The sequence below is a fragment of the Bacillus sp. IT-79MI2 genome, assembly GCF_949768135.1.
Classification (GTDB): domain Bacteria; phylum Bacillota; class Bacilli; order Bacillales; family Bacillaceae_G; genus Bacillus_A; species Bacillus_A pseudomycoides.
In genome coordinates, this window is record NZ_CATKPV010000048.1 from 1 (window position 1) to 19,369 (window position 19,369).

The 19,369-nt window shown below is 34.8% G+C and carries 19 protein-coding genes and 1 riboswitch; of the genes, 12 read left to right on the plus strand and 7 right to left on the minus strand.

All coding sequences use genetic code 11. The features are described from left to right. Positions 1–1,066: 1,066 nt before the first annotated feature. Positions 1,067–2,359, minus strand: coding sequence for a histidine--tRNA ligase (locus ACM6HU_RS05240; protein WP_016115441.1), 1,293 nt, complete (start codon positions 2,357–2,359; stop codon positions 1,067–1,069). Positions 2,360–2,803: 444 nt separating this feature from the next. Between ACM6HU_RS05240 and ybaK the strand changes: the two genes are divergently transcribed. Continuing rightward, positions 2,804–3,277 (plus strand): Cys-tRNA(Pro) deacylase, encoded by a 474-nt coding sequence (gene ybaK, locus ACM6HU_RS05245; RefSeq protein ID WP_016115440.1) that lies wholly within the window; start codon positions 2,804–2,806, stop codon positions 3,275–3,277. A 304-nt stretch (positions 3,278–3,581) separates the two neighbouring features. On the opposite strand, the gene ACM6HU_RS05250 is transcribed toward ybaK, so the two are convergent. Further along, a complete protein-coding gene (locus ACM6HU_RS05250) occupies positions 3,582–3,791 on the minus strand; it encodes a hypothetical protein (protein WP_016115439.1) in 210 nt (69 codons plus the stop codon). 482 nt (positions 3,792–4,273) lie between these two features. Here ACM6HU_RS05250 and rraA point away from each other — a divergent pair, with 482 nt between their 5' ends. The 7 genes from rraA to ACM6HU_RS05285 all read left to right on the plus strand — a co-directional run bounded on the left by rraA (position 4,274) and on the right by ACM6HU_RS05285 (position 12,004). Then, positions 4,274–4,759: a ribonuclease E activity regulator RraA gene (gene rraA / locus ACM6HU_RS05255; RefSeq protein ID WP_016115438.1), complete on the plus strand. Its 486-nt coding sequence runs from the start codon at positions 4,274–4,276 to the stop codon at positions 4,757–4,759. Positions 4,760–5,142: 383 nt separating this feature from the next. Next, on the plus strand, positions 5,143–7,002 hold the full coding sequence (locus ACM6HU_RS05260) for a DUF4430 domain-containing protein (RefSeq protein ID WP_016115437.1): 1,860 nt from the start codon (positions 5,143–5,145) through the stop codon (positions 7,000–7,002). Between the two features lie 55 nt (positions 7,003–7,057). Beyond that, the gene (locus ACM6HU_RS05265) at positions 7,058–7,849 is read left to right on the plus strand and encodes a DUF4430 domain-containing protein (RefSeq protein ID WP_016133090.1); all 792 of its coding nucleotides are present in this window, start codon (positions 7,058–7,060) and stop codon (positions 7,847–7,849) included. A 22-nt stretch (positions 7,850–7,871) separates the two neighbouring features. Then, positions 7,872–8,750 carry an energy-coupling factor transporter transmembrane component T gene (locus ACM6HU_RS05270; protein ID WP_414848056.1) on the plus strand — a complete coding sequence of 293 codons (879 nt, stop codon included), beginning with the start codon at positions 7,872–7,874 and terminating at the stop codon, positions 8,748–8,750. Further along, the gene (locus tag ACM6HU_RS05275) at positions 8,723–10,384 is read left to right on the plus strand and encodes an ABC transporter ATP-binding protein (protein ID WP_275857594.1); all 1,662 of its coding nucleotides are present in this window, start codon (positions 8,723–8,725) and stop codon (positions 10,382–10,384) included. The genes ACM6HU_RS05270 and ACM6HU_RS05275 overlap by 28 nt, the downstream gene beginning before the upstream one ends. Next, on the plus strand, positions 10,357–11,079 hold the full coding sequence (locus tag ACM6HU_RS05280) for an ECF transporter S component (protein ID WP_033671326.1): 723 nt from the start codon (positions 10,357–10,359) through the stop codon (positions 11,077–11,079). The genes ACM6HU_RS05275 and ACM6HU_RS05280 overlap by 28 nt, the downstream gene beginning before the upstream one ends. A gap of 214 nt (positions 11,080–11,293) precedes the next feature. Beyond that, positions 11,294–12,004: a YwiC-like family protein gene (locus tag ACM6HU_RS05285; RefSeq protein WP_016115432.1), complete on the plus strand. Its 711-nt coding sequence runs from the start codon at positions 11,294–11,296 to the stop codon at positions 12,002–12,004. A gap of 46 nt (positions 12,005–12,050) precedes the next feature. On the opposite strand, the gene ACM6HU_RS05290 is transcribed toward ACM6HU_RS05285, so the two are convergent. Continuing rightward, positions 12,051–12,242 carry a hypothetical protein gene (locus ACM6HU_RS05290; RefSeq protein WP_016115431.1) on the minus strand — a complete coding sequence of 64 codons (192 nt, stop codon included), beginning with the start codon at positions 12,240–12,242 and terminating at the stop codon, positions 12,051–12,053. Between the two features lie 455 nt (positions 12,243–12,697). Then, positions 12,698–12,796: riboswitch (SAM riboswitch) on the plus strand. Between the two features lie 102 nt (positions 12,797–12,898). On the opposite strand from ACM6HU_RS05290, the gene ACM6HU_RS05295 reads away from it, so the two are divergent. The 4 genes from ACM6HU_RS05295 to ACM6HU_RS05310 all read left to right on the plus strand — a co-directional run bounded on the left by ACM6HU_RS05295 (position 12,899) and on the right by ACM6HU_RS05310 (position 14,781). Then, entirely contained in the window at positions 12,899–13,159 is a 261-nt protein-coding gene (locus ACM6HU_RS05295; protein ID WP_003202914.1) for a hypothetical protein, read from the plus strand. Between the two features lie 280 nt (positions 13,160–13,439). Beyond that, positions 13,440–13,829, plus strand: coding sequence for an SWIM zinc finger family protein (locus ACM6HU_RS05300; protein ID WP_016115430.1), 390 nt, complete (start codon positions 13,440–13,442; stop codon positions 13,827–13,829). Positions 13,830–13,852: 23 nt separating this feature from the next. Further along, on the plus strand, positions 13,853–14,428 hold the full coding sequence (locus tag ACM6HU_RS05305; protein ID WP_016115429.1) for an NAD(P)H-dependent oxidoreductase: 576 nt from the start codon (positions 13,853–13,855) through the stop codon (positions 14,426–14,428). Further along, positions 14,428–14,781 (plus strand): hypothetical protein, encoded by a 354-nt coding sequence (locus ACM6HU_RS05310; RefSeq protein ID WP_016115428.1) that lies wholly within the window; start codon positions 14,428–14,430, stop codon positions 14,779–14,781. The genes ACM6HU_RS05305 and ACM6HU_RS05310 overlap by 1 nt, the downstream gene beginning before the upstream one ends. 63 nt (positions 14,782–14,844) lie before the next feature. Here the strand turns inward: ACM6HU_RS05310 and ACM6HU_RS05315 are convergent, their stop codons facing one another. The 4 genes from ACM6HU_RS05315 to ACM6HU_RS05330 form a co-directional block, all read right to left on the minus strand. Then, complete coding sequence (locus tag ACM6HU_RS05315; RefSeq protein WP_016115427.1) at positions 14,845–16,191, minus strand: short-chain fatty acid transporter; 1,347 nt, start codon at positions 16,189–16,191, stop codon at positions 14,845–14,847. 105 nt (positions 16,192–16,296) lie between these two features. Continuing rightward, complete coding sequence (locus tag ACM6HU_RS05320; protein WP_016115426.1) at positions 16,297–17,559, minus strand: serine hydrolase domain-containing protein; 1,263 nt, start codon at positions 17,557–17,559, stop codon at positions 16,297–16,299. A gap of 100 nt (positions 17,560–17,659) precedes the next feature. Further along, positions 17,660–18,859, minus strand: coding sequence for an MFS transporter (locus ACM6HU_RS05325; protein ID WP_016115425.1), 1,200 nt, complete (start codon positions 18,857–18,859; stop codon positions 17,660–17,662). 14 nt (positions 18,860–18,873) lie between these two features. Continuing rightward, a complete protein-coding gene (locus ACM6HU_RS05330) occupies positions 18,874–19,293 on the minus strand; it encodes a MarR family winged helix-turn-helix transcriptional regulator (RefSeq protein ID WP_016115424.1) in 420 nt (139 codons plus the stop codon). Between the last annotated feature and the right edge of the window lie 76 nt (positions 19,294–19,369).

Genomic DNA, 19,369 nt, shown 5'->3' on the forward strand with positions numbered 1-19,369 from the left:
CCATAGCTTATGGTGAACGGCTTTTTTCGCGCGGTACTTGGGGCTATCTAATTAAGAGATTCGTAATTCCTAAAGAAAAATAATTTCGTTAAAATCCCCATACCCATCAACCTAACAGAATAGGTTGCTCCAAAAATGATAAGAATGAACTTCGTTGCTATAAAAGACATAAAACCATAAACACTTACTTCATATTTACTTTTGTTGTGAACGGTAAAAAGTATCTACCAATTGATTATACTCGCTTCTTGAAATTTCTTTATTATACAGTTTAATTAATAACTCTTTATGCGCCTTCGAAAACGCTATTTTGTCAATAAATTTTGGATACATATGATCATTCTCTCCTCATCTGATAAATTATTATGTTGCACTTCCCTTGAGTATTATAATAAAATAAACAACCAATGTTTTATGGAATATTGTATATCGAGATGAATGGATATATTTGTAAACTCTTACTATAACGAGAGTATAAAAATTCATAATATTTTAATATTAAAAATAAAGAAATGATTATGGCAATCCCAACAGAAGTTTTAACATGCTTAGGTGGAGCAATTACAGCACTAGAAGAGGCTTTAAAAGTAGCAATGTAATATAATTCTTTACGCCTATTTTTAAAATATGTTAAGTAATGTAATGAAAGGAGCTGAGTTGATATCACGGTATTAGAACAAATAAACCAATCCTCTCAATTATTATTACTTTTATCAACACTTTGTTTTTACATGTATTTACGAAAAGAGAGACAAAAAAAGAAAACTTACTAGTTTAGAATTTACGATGTATATAGTAACGTAATGTGCCTATCTTCTTTGGGGAATTAGTTTTATTGGTAGAGTGTGGGGGTAATGTGACTGTCTTTGTAAGCAGTAGAATTACGATTTATGAACGAGGGATGAAATGATAATAGTATGTAAATTTAGTGCGATATAGAAATATAATAGAGAATAGGGGGACAAAAAATCCACTTTTAAACAAATAAAAACCCATGGAGAAATGCTATTTTCTTCGTGGGTTTTATTATTTTTTTTCGCAAATCACCTAATAGGTAGATGATCTCTTATAAGTACTTACTTAAAGTTCCGTCTTCAATACAAGAGAGGGGAATGGTTTGTTCAGTGCTTCTTACCATATTTCGTAAAATAATTGTTTCTGTTTGTATCTCATTTTCACCAATAATAAGCACGTAAGGAATATTCTCTTTATTTGCGTAATTAAGGGACCGTTTTAATTTACGTCCAGCAAGTTCCAGCTCAACTTTGAAAGTACTTTTAGAACGCAAAAGTTGTGTAATTCGTAAACATTCCACTTCGGTGTTAATAGGAATAATGAAAATATCAGCACAAGTAGATTCCGTTTCTTTTTGCGTAAGAGCTGTATAAATAACATCCAAGCCAAAGGAAATCCCTACTGTTGGATAGGATGTATTGTCGTTACGAAAGGCTCCAATTATATTATCATAACGTCCGCCACTACCAATACTTGAAGTAATGCTTCCATCTGTTAAAAAAATTTCATAAACTGTGCCTGTATACATTGTAAGTCCTCTTGCTAGGAATGGATTGAAAATCGTATTGTTTTGGACGCCAAGAGCGAGTAAGTATTGCTGTAATTGTTGTAGTTCGTTGATTCCATCCGTAACAAGTGAATTTGAGAAAATTTGTTTAAACTCATTAAGTTCTAATGTCATACAAGATTCAACCGTATGACAAACAACCTCTATAGTGTCATTTACTATTCCACGGCTTTGTAAATCCTTCCGTACACCATCAATTCCGATTTTTTCAAGTTTATCTAATGATAAAATAACATCGTTTGTTTGTTCATCTTGAATTTCAACTGATTTAAGAATACCTGTTAATAACTTCCGATTATTATATTGAATTGTAACATCTAAGTTTAAAGTTTTGAAAAGATCAAATGCCATGGCCATCAATTCAGCTTCAGCAATAACAGATTCTACGCCGACTATATCAACGTCGCATTGAATAAATTCACGAAACCTTCCTTGTTTTATTGGTCCATCACGAAAGACCTTTCCAATTTCATAGCGTTTAAAAGGCAGCCTGATATCCGGGTTCATTGCTATTACTTTTGCAAATGGAATCGTTAAATCATACCGAAGAGCGATTTCACGATTTCCTTGATCACGTAGTGTGTACATTTCTTTTAAAATTTCAGCACCGCCTCCATATTTATAGGCCATAAGTTCATACATATTTAATGTAGGTGTTTCAAGCGGTTTACAACCATATCGTTCAAAAGTCTCTTCACAAGCACGTTTAATTCTATTTCGTAACAACTGTTCCGCGGGTAAATAATCTTTTGTTCCTTTTACATTTCTTACATCCATTTGAATCACTCCTTTTTTAAATTAAAAAAAGCTATGCAGGTATAAAAATACCCACATAGCTTTATGAATGCTTCGTGGGTAACAGGAAAAGCCCTGTACCCACGAAGAAAAAATTCTTCGGATACACGGCATTATGTATGATGATGAAGTTGGAAAGAAGTATTAGAATTAAACATATTCAATCTCTCCTTAAGTTTTTTCAAAAGTATAACAAATGTTTTTTGAAATATCAATGTTTTTTGAAAATAAAAACAAGATTAATGGATGAATTAATCCTACTGTATATAAACAGTTTGAGTGATAGAATATGCTTGTCATCACTTGTTAAAAAATAGCAAAGTAAGCTACAATACTTATGTATTTGAAATTATATTTCCAACGTCTTTATCTCAATTCATATATTAAATAATACATATAAATTTGTTGCAGGAGGATTTTAGCACAATGGAATACAAAACGAATGTAATGCGGTTATTAGATAAGAAAAAAATCAATTATAAACATTATAGCTATGTGGATACTGATGCGATTAGTGGAATAGATGTTGCTTTGGTATTAGGACAATCTCCTAATCAAGTATTTAAAACACTAGTCACCATGGGGAAATCAGGGCAGCACTATGTTTTTGTTGTACCTGTAAATAAAGAATTAGATTTGAAAAAAGCAGCTTCTAGCGTTCGTGAAAAATCAATAAGTATGCTGAAATCTAAAGATTTACTCTCGCTCACCGGCTATATTCATGGTGGCTGTTCACCGATAGGGATGAAAAAATATTTCCCTACGGTCATTGATAATAGTGCTACGGAGTTGGATACAATGATCTTTAGTGCCGGGAAGATAGGGTATCAAGTTGAACTAGGACTAGATGAATTTAAAAAAATAATTCGCTTTGAACTACACGATATTGTAGTTGAGTAGTATATTATTAATTCCAATGATTGAGTTGGAGATATAATAGATCCATGTACTGGAATGTAATAAAAAGAGCCATTTGGCTCTTTTTATTATTTTATCCCGCATTAACGGGCAGTAAGACCCCCACCTCAAGATTCAGAGAGAAACGAGGAAGATAGGTGGGGGATCAACTGTCCGTAAAAGCCCGATTGGTGAGGGCTAATAATCAGTGGGGGATGAAGAAAACCCCCACTGATTAAAGTCTCACTTTATTGAGAAGGCTTGCTCTTCTTAATGGAGTGAAGGTAGTGGGGCTAGGTACTGAAATTTAATTCGTATTATTTTGGAATTTCGGTATCTTTTTAATGCCTTCGGTTCCTACGATACTGCCAATAAGTGCAATTAATATACTTGAAGAAATAAATTTAATTATATAGTAAATTCCTGTTCCAGTAACTAAATCTAAGATTAAAAACTTTTTTATAGTTGAGCCTTTTATTATGTGAATAACAATTTGATCGTTTTTTCTATTCAACATTGTCACACCCTTATCCTTTTACAAAAGAATATTACAAGGAAAGGTTGTCATATTCACTCATGACTACATAATAGTTATCTAATTTCAGTGTTGATGATTAAAAAGTAAAAAGAGGTTAACTAGCTTTTTAACAAAAGCTTCATTATAAAAACAAAAGAGCAGCTAGCAAAAGCTAACTGCTCAGCCCCAGGGAAAGGGAGAAAAGATTGTAGGTACTACAAAATTTGATTAAAGCTGTTCACCAGCCTTTATACAGTATGTACGGAATTTGAAATATTATACAGGAGGGAGAGAAAGTGAAAGTATAGAAGATTTCTGATCATGTAACTGAAGTTAATATGAAGTTTCTGAATGAGAGGTCTTCCGATTGTTCTTTATATGTATTTCTTCTTATTAGTATACAAAATTTCGCAATATAAGACAGGTGAAAAATAAAACGACAAGAATATGTAACGTAAAGGAAAAAGAAAAGAGGGAGAAAGATGTGGAGAACGACAGATCTTTGTGATGCCTTTGAAGGAGACGTACAAGTATGTAAGCCTATTTTTCAATCATATGGAAAGAAAGAGCAATTTCATGGGAAGATTGCAACGGTTAAAGTGAAAGATGATAATGTATTAGTAAAGGAAGCGCTACAAACTTTACCAGAGGGGACTGTGTTAGTAGTTGATGGAGGTGCTTCTACGAACTGTGCATTACTTGGAGATAATTTGGCAAACATTGCAAAGGAACGAAATATAGCAGGGATTATTGTATATGGATGTGTTCGTGATTCTAAGGAACTACGAAATATTAACATTGGTATTTTAGCATTAGGTACAATGCCGAAGAGAAGTAGAAAAGAGGGAAAGGGAGAAACAAAAATTCCTTTGCAATTTGGAGAAATTGAGTGGATTCCTAATCAGTATGTGTATGCGGATGAAGATGGTATTATTGTATGTGAACAACCGATTCATAGCAACCTGTAGTATCTATATAATAGAAGCTTTATAATTTAATGTAACCGGCTATTATTCTTAGAAAATAAATCAGAGAAAACATAGACAAAATCTCGTGTCAATAGTAAAATAATACAGAAATTTATAATTTGATGAATGTATAGGTATGTCGTTTATACGATAACTTTAAAAGGAAATTGGTGGAAATAAAATGGGTTCGCCGTTAAAAGTGAATGTTATCACAATGATACATTCATAAGTTACATGCTCTTTCCTATACAAATACAACCGCTACCTATGCGGATAGGAGGAGGTGTTGTGCATTTTGTTTAGCACTCACGGTAGAGTGCTATTGCACGCCCTTGAAGGGCCTTTTTTTATGTATATGTAAGCAAAGGGAGGAATAACCAAGGATGGCAATGATAAAAAAATGGCTGCTTACGTTGATAATGGCAGTGGCATTAGTATTTGTTTCATTTACAAATACTGTACATATTACGTTTGCTGAAGGGAAAACAGCAACACTTGCGATCATTGGAGAATCGCAAAAAGGAGTTATTTTATGTCCGAAAGAAGTGCCAATTGAAGATGGAGAAACAGCCTATAGTTTGTTACAAAAAGTTATGGGGACTAAAGTAACAGCTGAGAATACGAAGTATGGTATGTATGTTAAAGGTATTGACGGTTTAATGGCTGGTGATATAAGTGCTACAAGCGGATGGGCATATGATGTGAATGATCAAGCTGCCATGGTAGGGGCAGATAGTTATAAATTAGAATCTGGAGATGTTGTTGCATTTCGTTTTGTTGTAAATTGGGACAATATGAGCACAGAAAAGTTGCAACAAGTACTCGATAAGATTGGAACTTGTGAAAAAGATCCAGGTACTACAAAACCAGAAGAGCAAAAGCCGGATGGTCAAAAGCCTGAAGAACAAAAACCAGAAGAGCAAAAACCAGAAGAGCAAAAGCCAGATGGACAAAAACCAGAAGAACAAAAGCCAGATGGACAAAAACCTGAGGAACAAAAACCAGGAGAACAAAAGCCGGATGGACAAAAACCTGAAGTTCAGAAGCCACAAGAACAAAAGCCTAATGAGTTGAAAGAACCAATCAAAAATGAATTACTAATAAAGCAATTAGATCAAGCGATTGCGAAAACATCAAAAAAAATGATGGAAGATGGAATCGATAGTGATTGGGTAGCAATTGCACTAGCACATTCAGGGAAAAATATTCCAGTAGGAACAAAAATTAGTTATTTACAATCTTTAACACAAAAAGTAGAAAAACGTGTGGAACGATTTAGCGCTACAGATATAGCAAGAACTGTTTTAGCGGTATTAGCGGTAAATGGAAATCCAACAAATGTTGCAGGAAAGAATTTAGTTCAAAAACTATATCAATCTGAAAAACTAAATTCTGTTACTGGTTATACATTTGCTTTACTTGCACTTGATACAAAAAAATACGAAGTACCAGCTGGAGCAAAGTGGAACCGTGCGGCTTTAGTAAAAGAGATTTTAAATGCACAACATACAGACGGTGGTTGGACATACAATGTGGAAAGTAGTAAGGAAGAGGCTAGTAATATTGATGTAACAGGTATGGTTTTATCAGCATTAGCACCATATCAGAAACAACCAGAGGTAAAACAAGCTGTAAAAAAAGCAGTGCAATATTTGTCAAGTAAACAATTGAACACTGGTGGATTTGAAGCTGATGGTCAAGAAAATTCAAATAGTGTTGCACAAGCAATTATTGGACTTGCTATTACAGGGATTGATCCAACTAGTGAAACATTTACTAAAAATAATGTAAACGCAGTTCAAAATTTAATATCATACCAACTTGCAAATGGTGAATTTAAATGGTTGCCAAGCGACGAAGAGGGTAGCAGTATGGCTACTGAACAAGCACTTTTAGCACTTGTTCAATATAAGGCATTTGTAAATGGTAAAGGTTCTATATATGATTGGACAAATTCATCAACTGAAGATGATATAAACTCAGTTGAAGAGCCGAAGGAACCTGTAGTGGATGAGAGCAATGGGATTGAAAAGCAAGAAGTGATTCAAAAACAAGAGAAACAAACAAACGATGAGAACTCTCGTGTTGTTACGAAAGATAACACAGTAAATAATGAAAAAACTGCGAAAAATCGTCAGTTACCAAAAACAGGAGCATCTGCTTGGGATACTGCTATGCCAGTAGGAATGGGCGTATTATGTATCGCTTCAGCATATGTTTTATGGAGACGAAGAGCAGCTTAACAAAAATTAGGAGCAATGATTTGCTCCTAATTTTATTAGGAAAGGTGAGAAAAACATGAGTATGATGAAATGGTTACTCTCAGTTGTCCTTTCATTTGGATTGCTTGTTGGATGTAGTCAAAATGAATCAAAACCTGAACAAAAAGCAATTTCAAAAACAGAACAAAAAGAAGAACTGAAACAAGAAGAGAAAAAGGAAGAAAGTAAACCGGAAGAACAGCAAGAATCAGTAGAGAATAAACAACAAGAAGAGCTACAAAAGGACAATCAGGAACAAAAATCGCAAGAACAACCTGAAATAAAGAAAGAAGAGAAAAAAGAGCAAGAACCAGTTGCTCAGCAAAAACAACAAGAACAAACAAAAGCGCAGCAAGAAAACGCTGAACAAAAGAAAGCACCAGAAGTAAAAGAAGAGGCTAAAGTAGTTAATCAGCCAAAAGAAACACCAAAGCAGGAACAGTCGAAAGATCCAGAACCTAAAATAGTCCCAAAGCCACAACCTCAACCCGAACCAAAGCCAGTACCAAAACCAGTACCAAAACCACAAGCTCAGCAAGTTACCATTTCTGTACGTGGTGATCAAGGGTATTTATTAGGTGCGAAAAAAGTAGATATGCAAGAAGGAACTACAGTTTTTGATGTGTTAAACAATACAGGGCTAGATATTGATTCAACTGGATCTGGAAACAGTAAATATATAAAAGGGATAAATGATTTATATGAATTTGACAAAGGACCAAAAAGTGGATGGAAGTATCGTGTAAATGGTACTTTTCCAAACCGAAGTGCAGGTGCATATAAAGTCAAGCCAGGAGATAATATCGAATGGGTATATGTGTTAAATTAGGAAAGGGCTTTAGGTAAAGGTTATGAAAATTATCTTTTCTTCTTTACATCCTTTTGTGAATTTTTTTTATTATATTGGGGTGATGATACTATGTATGATGTGTCTTCACCCTCTTTTTTTAATGGGTGCGATTATTATGATTGTACTGTTAAACATCATGCAAGAAAATGGCGAGAAAATAAGAACAATGTTACCAAGTACGTTTCTTTTCTTTGTAATGGTGATTGTGTTAAATCCTTTGCTAACGCATAGGGGAGCGACTACATTGTTTCGTTTAGGGGATAATCGAATTACATTAGAAGCGTGCATGTATGGATTCATAATGGGATTATTGTTACTTGCTATTATGTTCACATTTACTTCCTATAATGATGTGATTTCAAGTCATAAATTTTTGTATTTATTTTCACGGATTTCACCGAAAGTTGCGTTACTAACAATGATCACAGTGCGTTTCGTTCCTTTATTTATCCGGCGTTTAAGACAAATTACACTTGTTCAAAAGACAAAAGGAGTGCAATTAGATTCAGGCTCATTCATAGGGAGAATCAAAAATGGAATGAAACTCTTGCAGGTGTTGCTTGTTTGTTCTTTAGAAGATGCATTACAAACGGCAGATTCCATGCAAGCGCGTGGATTTGGAGTGACGAAGCGTAGTACGTACATTCGATATCGAATGGAAAGGCAAGATTGGTACATACTTGCGTGTTTAGCAATTTTATTACTAAGCTGTTTTGTGTTCAATTTTTACGGTGCTGGCAAACTATTAATCTATCCAAGAGTGGAATCGCTTGTATTTCAGCAATATGATGGAATATTATTCGTGTTATTTATACTGTTTATTAGTTTACCAATCATAATGGAAGGGGGGGAATGGTTATGGTGGCGCATGCAGAAATAAAAAATTTAGCATTTACGTATGCTGATGAAAAAGTACAAGCATTAACGGGCGTTTCCTTGAGGGTCTCTCAAGGTGAGTTTATTGTGCTTGCTGGCCGCTCAGGATGTGGTAAGACAACACTTTTGAAACATTTTAAGAAAGAGTTACTCCCAATTGGAAAGTGCACAGGCAATATGTATTATAATGGAACTTCTTTACTGGAGATGCCAGACTTATTGTCAGCACAAGAAGTGGGAATGGTATTTCAAAATCCTGAAAATCAACTTGTTATGGATACGGTAATTCAAGAATTGGCATTTTCTCTTGAAAATGTTGGTTTAGAGACAAGTATAATTCAAAAGAGAATCGCTGAATTAATTAGTTTTTTAGGGTTTCAAGATTTGTTACACCAGTCTGTTCACACGTTATCGGGGGGACAAAAACAACTTGTTAATTTAGCGGCAGTTCTTGTTTTACAGCCCAAATTATTACTCCTTGATGAACCGACAGCACAGCTTGATCCAATTGCAGCAAAAGATTTTTTAGGGTTATTGAAACGAATTAACGAAGAACTCGGGATTACAATTATCATGAGTGAACATCGTTTAGACGAAGTAATGCCACTAGCAACTCGAGTTGTGTTTATGAATGCTGGGGAAATTATTTATGATGGAATCCCGCAACAGGTTATATCGAAAATGTGGACAGTAGAAGAATTCCGACCGTTTATCCCTCAAATTCCAAGATTGTTTTTAGAATGGAATGTAGAGCAAATACCCTTTACGGTAAGGGAAGCACAAACACAAATTCATTCTGAGTTATCTATCGAACATGAAGTGCCAGTTATATCACGGGCAGAAAAAAAAGAAGTGATTTTACAAGTAAAACATATATCCTTTCAATATGAAAAAAATAGCCCTTTTATTTTAAAAGATTTAACGTTATCGATTGAGCAAGGGAAGTGGACTGCGCTTGTTGGGAAAAATGGTACTGGAAAATCAACACTTTTAACCATCTTGGCAGGATTAAACAAAACTAGAAGAGGAAAAGTACGGTGGAACGGAACGGAGATTTATAAAATTGATTCAAAGGAACGATTTAAAAGAATAGGTTTTGTATCGCAACATCCATATTATCATTTTACATTTGAGACGGTGTGGGATGAAGTTTTTGAAAGAGTGAATGAATTATATGGTGATAATGGGAAAAAAATAGCCGAAGATATGTTAAAACGATTTTGGCTTCATTCTATTCGAGATCGTCATCCACATGATTGTAGTGGGGGAGAACAACAGTTAATCGCACTATGTACAGCTTTATTATCGAAGCCAAGTTTATTATTACTAGACGAACCGACAAAAGGGCTTGATCCAGAAAAAAAAGAAAAATTAGGTGTGCTGTTTCAAGAGTTACAAAAAGAAGGAACAACAATTGTGATGGCAACACATGACATTGAATTTGCAGCTAAATATGTTGATCATTGTATGATGTTATTTGATGGGAACGTAATTATGGATGATACACCAAAGAAATTCTTTAGTGATAATTTCTTTTATACAACATCTATTAATCGTTTTATTCGCAAGCAATTACCTTATGCATTAACGTGGGAGGATGTGTACAAATCGTGTCCAAACGATATTTTGCTCTCATAATGCTTAGTTTCATTATTGCAATAAGTACGCTTCTCTTTACTTCTTTTGTAACAGATAAATATTATATTTGGTGTAGTTTATTTTTATTATCCATTATCATGTTACCTTTTTATATACGATTTGAGAGGAAAGCATTTGTTTCACGTGAAATAGTCATTGTAGCTGTTTTAGCAGCAATAGCAGCAGTTAGTCGTGTACCGTTTTCCATTATGCCGAGTGTACAACCAACATCTTTTGTTATTATTGTATCTGCAATTGTTTTTGGAAGTGAAACAGGCTTTATGATTGGGGCAACGGCAGCACTTGTATCTAATATATTTTTAGGACAGGGGCCTTGGACACCGTGGCAAATGTTTTCTTGGGGAATGATAGGTTTTATAGCTGGTTTACTTCGAAATACATTTATAATGAGAAAGTTATGGGGGAGAGTCATCTATGGGTTCATAGCCGGTTTTGTTTTTGGCTGGATTATGAATTTGTGGGGGATACTTGGCTTTTTAGAAGGATTAACATGGAAAGACTTTATTGCATACTACGCTGCAAGTTTTTACTTTGATCTAGCTCATGCACTCTCAAATGTAATTTTTCTTGTTTTGTTTGGCTCATCGTGGATTAGAATTATTACAAGGTTTAAAAAGAAATATGGAATTTTAGATGATGATAAAGAGCTATTATCTCAAGTAAACAAAGCATAAGTATATATCATAAAGCATAAGAATATAAAGTAGGGTCGCGACTTACATATTCGTTTGCCTCTTTCATGCTTCTTACCACTGGTGAGAAGCATTTTTTCATACATATTATATTGTGAAAAATGTCAAGAAATCGATTTAATATGCTTCGATTTTTATATGAGATTTTTTATATAATAGTAAATGAGAAAAAATTCAAAGAGGAGATGCCATATTCATGAAGCTAGTTGTTCCAAAGCAGCACGGTGCATGGGGGATGCTGCTGATTCCGTTTATACTTAGTGTAATACTTGGTAAACCTACTTTCTATCATATTCCACTCTTTATCGCTTGGTTATTTATCTATTTAGCAACGTATCCATTTTTGATGTATATGAAGCAAACGCGAAAGAAAGAATTTTTACATTCAGCAATTATTTATTTTATTATTGCATGTGTCTTCGGTATACTATCTTTACTATACGAGTGGAAAATTCTTTTCTTCGCAGCTATTATGATTCCGCTCTTTTTTGTGAATATATATTTTGCTCGTCAAAAAAGGGAACGAGCTTTAGTAAATGATATTTGTGCAATACTTGTTTTTTGCATAGGTGGTTTAATAAGTTATTATTTTTCGATGAAAACAGTTGATGAAACAGCATGGTGGATTGCAGCAACTTCTTTTTTATACTTTTTAGGTAGTACATTTTATGTGAAAACAATGATACGTGAAAAGAATAACCCGACCTATCGCTATGTATCATGGGGATATCACATTTTCTTAACTGTTGCATTGTTTGTAGTAAACCCATGGCTTTCTCTAGTTTTTATACCTAGTCTAGTTCGAGCAATTATATTATATGGTAAGAAAATATCTATTTTAAAAGTAGGGGTTTTAGAAATCGTTAATTCTGTATATTTTTTAATTGTCACGGCAATACTGTTTTAGTATGCCATTTGAGTTACATCCCATCTAGTAAATAGATGGGATGTATTCATTCTTGTTCCAAAATATGAACCGTATGATCACATTTTTGTAAGGCGTGCTCCACAGCCTGCAAGGATTGTTCTATACGTTCTCGATTATCAGTTTTTTCGACTGTTTGTAATGCGTTTTCTAAAGATTGTTTTGCTTCATGTAAAGAATGATAAGAATCTTGAACATATCCACGTGCGTTTTTGTTCATTATATATTCCTCCTTTATCCCGCTATTTGTGGGCAGTAATACTCCTACCTCAAAATTCGGTGAAAGCATTGTCCGGCTCTAGCGGCTAAAATCTCCGGTCGTTTCGTCCCCTCGGACGAGGAAAAAAGCGCCTCTCTGTCGGGGGCTCCAACGTCCTGTGATTCTGAGCGAGCCGCTTCCGCTTTTCTAAAGAAGTTAGGTGGGAGATAAACTGCCAGTAAAAGCCCGATTGGTCGGGCTAATAATCAGTGGGGGATGAAGAAAACCCCCACTGATTAAAGTTTCACTTTATTGCATACACTTCTAGTATGAGCGTTAGAAAAGAAAATATAACTTGTTTTAAATGTTTTATCCCTGCTATTACAGATAGTAATGGTTCAATTGATTAAAGTTTCACTTTATATGATTTGACAATTGAAATGAAAATGGCTATAGTAGGCTATAAAGTGAATATTTTCTTATCCAGAGAGGTGGAGGGACTGGCCCGATGAAACCCAGCAACCGCGATGCAGGTGCTAATTCCAGCAGAACATATTTGTTCTGGGAGATAAGACGAAGATATATACGTAACTTCTTCTTATCGAAGAGGTTTTTTTGTTGCAAAAAAACCGATTCTAAAAACAACAGAATAAGAAGAAAGGGGTTGCAATTGTACTGTGACACTTGAAAAATACGTAAAGCTGCGTAATGCAGTATATGAATATATGATGGAGCAAGATAAACCAATATCACTATTAGATATTCAAGAACATATCGTTTCGCATCATGAAGGAAAATTCACGAAAAAAATGTTACACCAATTTTATTTATCAAGGCTATTAGACGAACTGAAACTGGATGGGAAAATTACTTTAGCTGATGAAGAATATCTCTATGCTGAAAAAGGGGTATATTATAAGGCGCGAAAAGGGAGCTAGTCTCTCTTTTTTTTATGTTATAATTTATCTGAAAATTAAAAGGAGTATGTAGAGTAAAAGACTGCTAAAGCAGCCTGATACAAGGGAATGGTGTTGAGTGTGTAGTGTCAAAAGTTGAATATGCCCTGAAAGAGGCATTTCATTCGGCTAAAAACGAAAAGAGACACCTTCGCCGAGTAGGTGTCAGTTGTTGTGTCATGTAGGCTTGCTACTTGACATGTATTAGAATATCATGCAAACCAGGCGGAGTCAAAAGGGAATTTAAGGAAAGGTAGATGTTATGTACGCTTTTTTAGTAACTGAAATGAAAAAATGGATTTCTAGGCACATTATAGATAGAGGATACGAATATTATGAGGAGGGACATGTAGAGGATATAGAAATACATAATGGTAAAGTATTTGCGTTCGTCACAGGGAATTATGGGAATTATGAAGTAATCATTGATCTTGTAGATTTTATGGGAAGTAGTTGTGAATGTCCTTATGAAAAACATTGTAAACATATGGCAGCAGTTGTGTATGCAATTCAAGGTACTGGAGAAAGGAAGATTAGGGAGAAGTTGCAGATGTTAGAAAAAGAGGAATTGATGGTAATCATGCAGAGATTATTAATGAGTTCTAAAAATGTAATGATTGTAGAGAAGATATTACAAAAAAGGAAATTTTAAATTAAGAAAGGTGTTGTTTGGAGATGAATGTACTAATCATATATGCACATCCCAATCCATCTAGTTTCAATGCATCCATTTTAGAACATGTACAAAAAGGATTGCAAAAAACAAATCATTTTGTTACATTGCTCGACCTTTATAAGGAACAATTTAACCCAGTACTTATTTTTAATGAAGATAAGAGAAGACGTGATTTAGTATATGAAGAAGAAACAGAAAAATATAGAACATTGGTTAAAGAGGCAGATTCTTTTATCTTTATTTATCCAATATGGTGGTGGGGGATGCCTGCTATTTTAAAAGGATTTATTGATCGTGTTTTTGTTGCAGGATTTGCATATAAATATGAAGGGGTAATACCGAAAGGATTACTTACAAGGAAAACTGCGTGGGTTATCAATACACTAGATTCACCACTATGGTACGTGGCACTATTATATCGCTCTGCTGATTGGGTGATTATGAAAAAGGGTATTTTACGATTTTGTGGTATACGCCAAATAAAACGTTCAGTCTTTCAATCTGTAAAAACAAGTAAAGCAGCAAAACGTGAAAAGTGGCTTATGGAAATCTACCAAAAGGCTAAAAATTTATAATGAAAAAAATAGAAAATATAATGAAATGCTGTAATCGGAATGATGAATTGTTTCGTACGTATATAGCTTGTTTATTTCAATTGAAACATCATAATGAAGCGTTTAAAAAGGTATGCCAAGAATTAAGAGCAGATTATTTAGTAAGGGGAATTTGTGAACGAGAAGTTGAGGGGATCATCAAGGAAAGTAAAGAGTACAAAATGTATGATTTACCGAGAGTATTAAGGTGGGATTTTTTACGAAATAATCCATCAATGATTGAAAATGTTTGTACGACGTTATTTACATATAGAAGATTAAATCTTTCATGTGAAGAATGGATAAATGTAATAAGGTGCATAGAAAAGAATTGATTTATATAAAAGTTATTATGTAAAAAAGCTAGTATAAAACTAGCTTTTTTGTATGTTTTAAAATCAAATAAAAAGGAAACATAAACCGATAACTACGCCAGCATAAAGTAGATTAACAACACAAAATCCCATAATGTCGCGCGCACTTAAACCGGCAATTGCTAAAGCTGGTAATGCCCAAAAAGGTTGTATTAAGTTCGTCCAAGCATCACCCCAAGCGATTGCCATCGCAGTTTTCGCAGCAGGTACACCAAGTTCTGCGCCAGCTGGAATCATAATAGGAGCTTGTACAGCCCATTGACCGCCTCCAGAAGGGACGAAAATATTTACAATTCCCGCACTTAAAAATGTAAATAGAGGGAAGGTGGTTTCATTAGAAATGCTAATAAAGAAATTAGAAATCGCTCCTCCTAGAGAGAGCCCTTCGCTATTTGCCCCAATCATCATTCCCATAATTCCTGCGTAAAATGGAAATTGGAGTAAGATGCCAGAAGCACTTTTCGTTGAATCTGAAAAAGCACGAATATATTGAATAGGGGTACGATGAAAAATAAGACCAGTGATTAATAATATAAAAATAACGATATCTAGCGTGAGATTAAAACCTTTCGTACTAAAATAATGAAAGATATAGATAAGTCCTAATAGCCCAATGCAAATAGTCATCCAAATACTATTTTCCATCTTCTCAGCAAATGTACGAGCCTCTATTTCTTGGGTAGCCGCTTCTTCTTGAAATACACTCGGATTAACAGTAATCGTATGATTTTCATCAGGGTGCATCGCTCTATTTATAAGCGGCATTGTTACTAAGAAGATGATTACAGGAACAATTGCATACGGTGAAAATAATGTTTCTGTTATTGGGATTGCTTCCTTTATACTTCCAGCGGTTGTTTTAATTAATGTTTCTCCCCCAGATGCTAAAGTAAGTGGTATAGAGGCAGAAAGTCCCGCGTGCCATATAAGAAAACCGGAATAGGAAGAAGCAATGGCAAGTCGATAATCTAAGCCTTGTATATGCTTTGCAACTTCCTTTGCATATAAAACGGACACAACAATGCCAAATCCCCAGTTTATGTACGCACCTAGTAAACTAACAATAGAAATAGCAATAATACCTTGTCCGCTTGTTTTCGGCAATTGTGCAGCTTTTGCTAAGCCTTTGCGAATAAGTGGAGCGTTAGCTAAGGCAGAACCTGTAACAAGTACGAGTGCCATCTGCATGGCAAAGGCTAAAAGGCCCCAAATTCCATTCCCCCAATGGGCAATCATTTCTACTGGTGACTGCTGCGTTGCAAACATTCCAAAGAAGATAACAAAAATCGTTAGTAAACAAGATAAAATAAAGGGTTCTGGTAAAAAGCGCTGCACAAGAGCGACACAACCATTTGTAAAAGAACGAAACAAATACATCAACCTCCTTAAGTTTATTTCTTTACATATTCGCTATAGTCAATGGGATAACCTCCATTAAACTGAAGATTCAGATAAATGATAAATAAAGAAAAGCTTTCACTCCTGTGAAAGCTTTTCTAAGTGTTTTGCAATTTGTACATACATATTGGAATAAGTAGCATGAACATCACTGCTCGGATTCGCATTTGAAGAAAAATGTACAATTACCATATTCGCTTTGGGATCTATATAGAGACATTGTCCATAGCTTCCCAATACTTCAAATGCACCGTGTTCATTATGGGAAATCCACCATTGATTATGATAAGAAATGGAAGCACCAGGCCAGATAGCTAACTCGCCTTCTCGTATGCTTTTTATATCTTCTGGAATAGAAGAAGGTAGAACTTGTTTTCCATTATATTGACCGTTATTTAAAATCAATTGACCAAATCTGGCCATATCTCTTGCAGTCGCATTCAAACCGGCGCTTGCTTGTTCAACTCCTGTTTCATCAGTAACATAATAAGCGTTTTCTTCCATACCTATTTTGGACCAAATTTGTTCACCGACATTTTCAGCTAATGATTTACCAGTTACTTTCCGAATGATCCAGCCCAGTGTTTCGGCAGAACCATTATTATATGAAAACTCTGTTCCAGGTGGTGCTGTTTCTTTTGCTTCTCGCAACATATCATAAATTTTCATTGGACCGTCATAGTTTTTAGAACGAGGAAGGATATTACTAGCTAAATATAATTGAGCATCTTGATTTTCTAATCCCCGTTGTATATACCCATGTGTCGGGTATTCAGCAGAAATCTGCATGTCCATTAATTGTTGAATCGTTGCTTTGCCGAATGGAGTATTTCGTAATTCTTTGATGTATGTTTCAGCAGTCGAATTTCCATTGATGAGTCCTTCTTCGGTTAATGATTGTATAAGCGCACCAGTAAATACTTTCGCTAAAGATGCCATTCCATGCGGTTCATTTTGTTTATATCCATTGAAATACTGTTCATAAACAAGCTTGTCGTTATGCACGACGACAAATGCATCTGTTTTATTCTCATCTAATAGCTTCTTTAAAGGAACATTTCCTCCGTTTTCTTTTTGAACAGAGAAATCATCTAAGTTTTGTAATGCAGTAGGGAATGTGGCTACTTGTTCAGGGTTATTTTTCACTTCACTTGTTAAAGCTAGTTCTTTCATATGTGTGTATGACCAACGCAAATAGGGATCTTGTAACCAATTTTCCTTTGTCACGTTCTCTTTAGAAGGGGGGACTTTATTTTGTTTAAAAAATGCAAATCCAAGCCCTGTTACGACAAACAATAGTATAAGTATAAGTAATAAAAAGGGAGATTTTTTAAAGTTCATATATATACCTCCTTGTTATTTCTACAGTAAGTATACGCTCGTTTTCTTAGAAATACAAAATAAGGAAAGTAAACAGAGGAGTTTACTTTCCTTATTGATGTTAAGCTGATATTTTTCCATCTGTAAGTTGCTTTTTGAATTTTTGCTTTCTGCCATGTAAGAAGTAATAAATAAGTAATGTAAATGCAACGATAATGGCAGCAATGAAATACATATTATGATAACTTGATTTTGCAGCTATTATACCTAAAATGAAAGAACCAAACCCAATACCGCTATCAAAGAATGAAAAATAAGTAGCAGTTGCTGAGCCGCGTCGATGGTTTGGAGCCGCAGAAATAGCAATGGTTTGGAAACTTGGAATTAATGTTCCATAGCCTAAACCAATTAATACACCTGCACCAAGGAACCAAAATGACGTTTGTGCTTGGCTTAAGATGAACATTCCAATTGTGAAAATAATAATCGAAGGATAAACAAGTACATTTTCACCGAAACGATCAAATATCTTTCCTGTAAATGGGCGGGAAAGCACAACAACGAGTGCGTATACGATAAAGAAGTAACTTGCAACTTCTCCTAAGCCAATTTCTTTTGCGTAAATAGGAATAAAAGATAATATGCCACTATAAGAAAAAGCAAGAACAAATCCTGTAAGAGCAATTGGAACAGAAGAAGGTTCAATTAAATCTTTCCATTTCATTCGTTCACATTTTTGTTTACTTACTGGCTTTTCATGTGAGATATTTACAAGTAAACCTAATAGAAATGCTAGTAATGAAAATACAGAACAAACGATAAATAGAATAGTAAATGAAAAGTGCGAAATAATCGTTAAACCTAAAAAAGGACCGATTACCATCGGCAGACTCATAAATACACCGAAATAGGCAAGTGCTTCACCGCGTCGATGAGGCGGTGCGACGTCTGTTACAATTGTACCTGTTGCTGTAGTCGCCATTCCAAATCCAATACCATGAAGGAAGCGAAGGGCAAGTAATAAAAATAAACTTTGTGCACCGAAATACATCACGGTAGCTGCTAAAAATAATGAAAGAGAAATAAATAAGATTTTCTTTCTCCCTAAATCGTCAAGCCACTTTCCGGTAAATGGGCGGCATAGGACAGAAGAAATAAGGAATACTGTTGCGACTAAACCAATTTCTTCGGGTTTTCCTTTCAGGCCCTCTATTACATAGACGGGCAGGGTGGTCATAAGCATGTAAAACGTTAAAAAGAGAAACAGACTACTAAAACAAGTTCCAAGGAAGTCCTTCGTCCAAAGTCTCTCACTTTGCATCGTCATCCCTCCAATTAATCATCTAAATTTTTAATAATAGCTTCTAGTACTTGAAATGCTCGCTGCAAGTCTTCTTCATTAATATCCTGCAACGTTTTTTCTTCAAAAGTATTAACTTCTTCTTGCCATACGGGAATCATTTCCAATGCCGTTTCTGATAAGGAAATGAGCTTTTCACGGCGATCTTTTCCCTCAGTTCGAATGATCCATCCCATCGTTTCCATACGTGTTAATGTACGAGTCATCGTTGGAGATTCAACGTTTAAGTATTGACATAGCTCAGTTTGTGTACAAGGCCCCGTTTGATTGATTCGGAAAATAACAGCCCATTGTGCACTAAATAAACCTGTTGGTGACACACGTTCATTAAATTTCTTCGTAAACTTTCGAGAAGTTTGACTGACAATGTGAAAAAAATGTTGTTTTTCGTCCATGTATTTAATCCTTTCAAATTAGTTACCTAGCTAACTATATACCTCTTTACCATAATTGTCTAGCGATAGACATGTT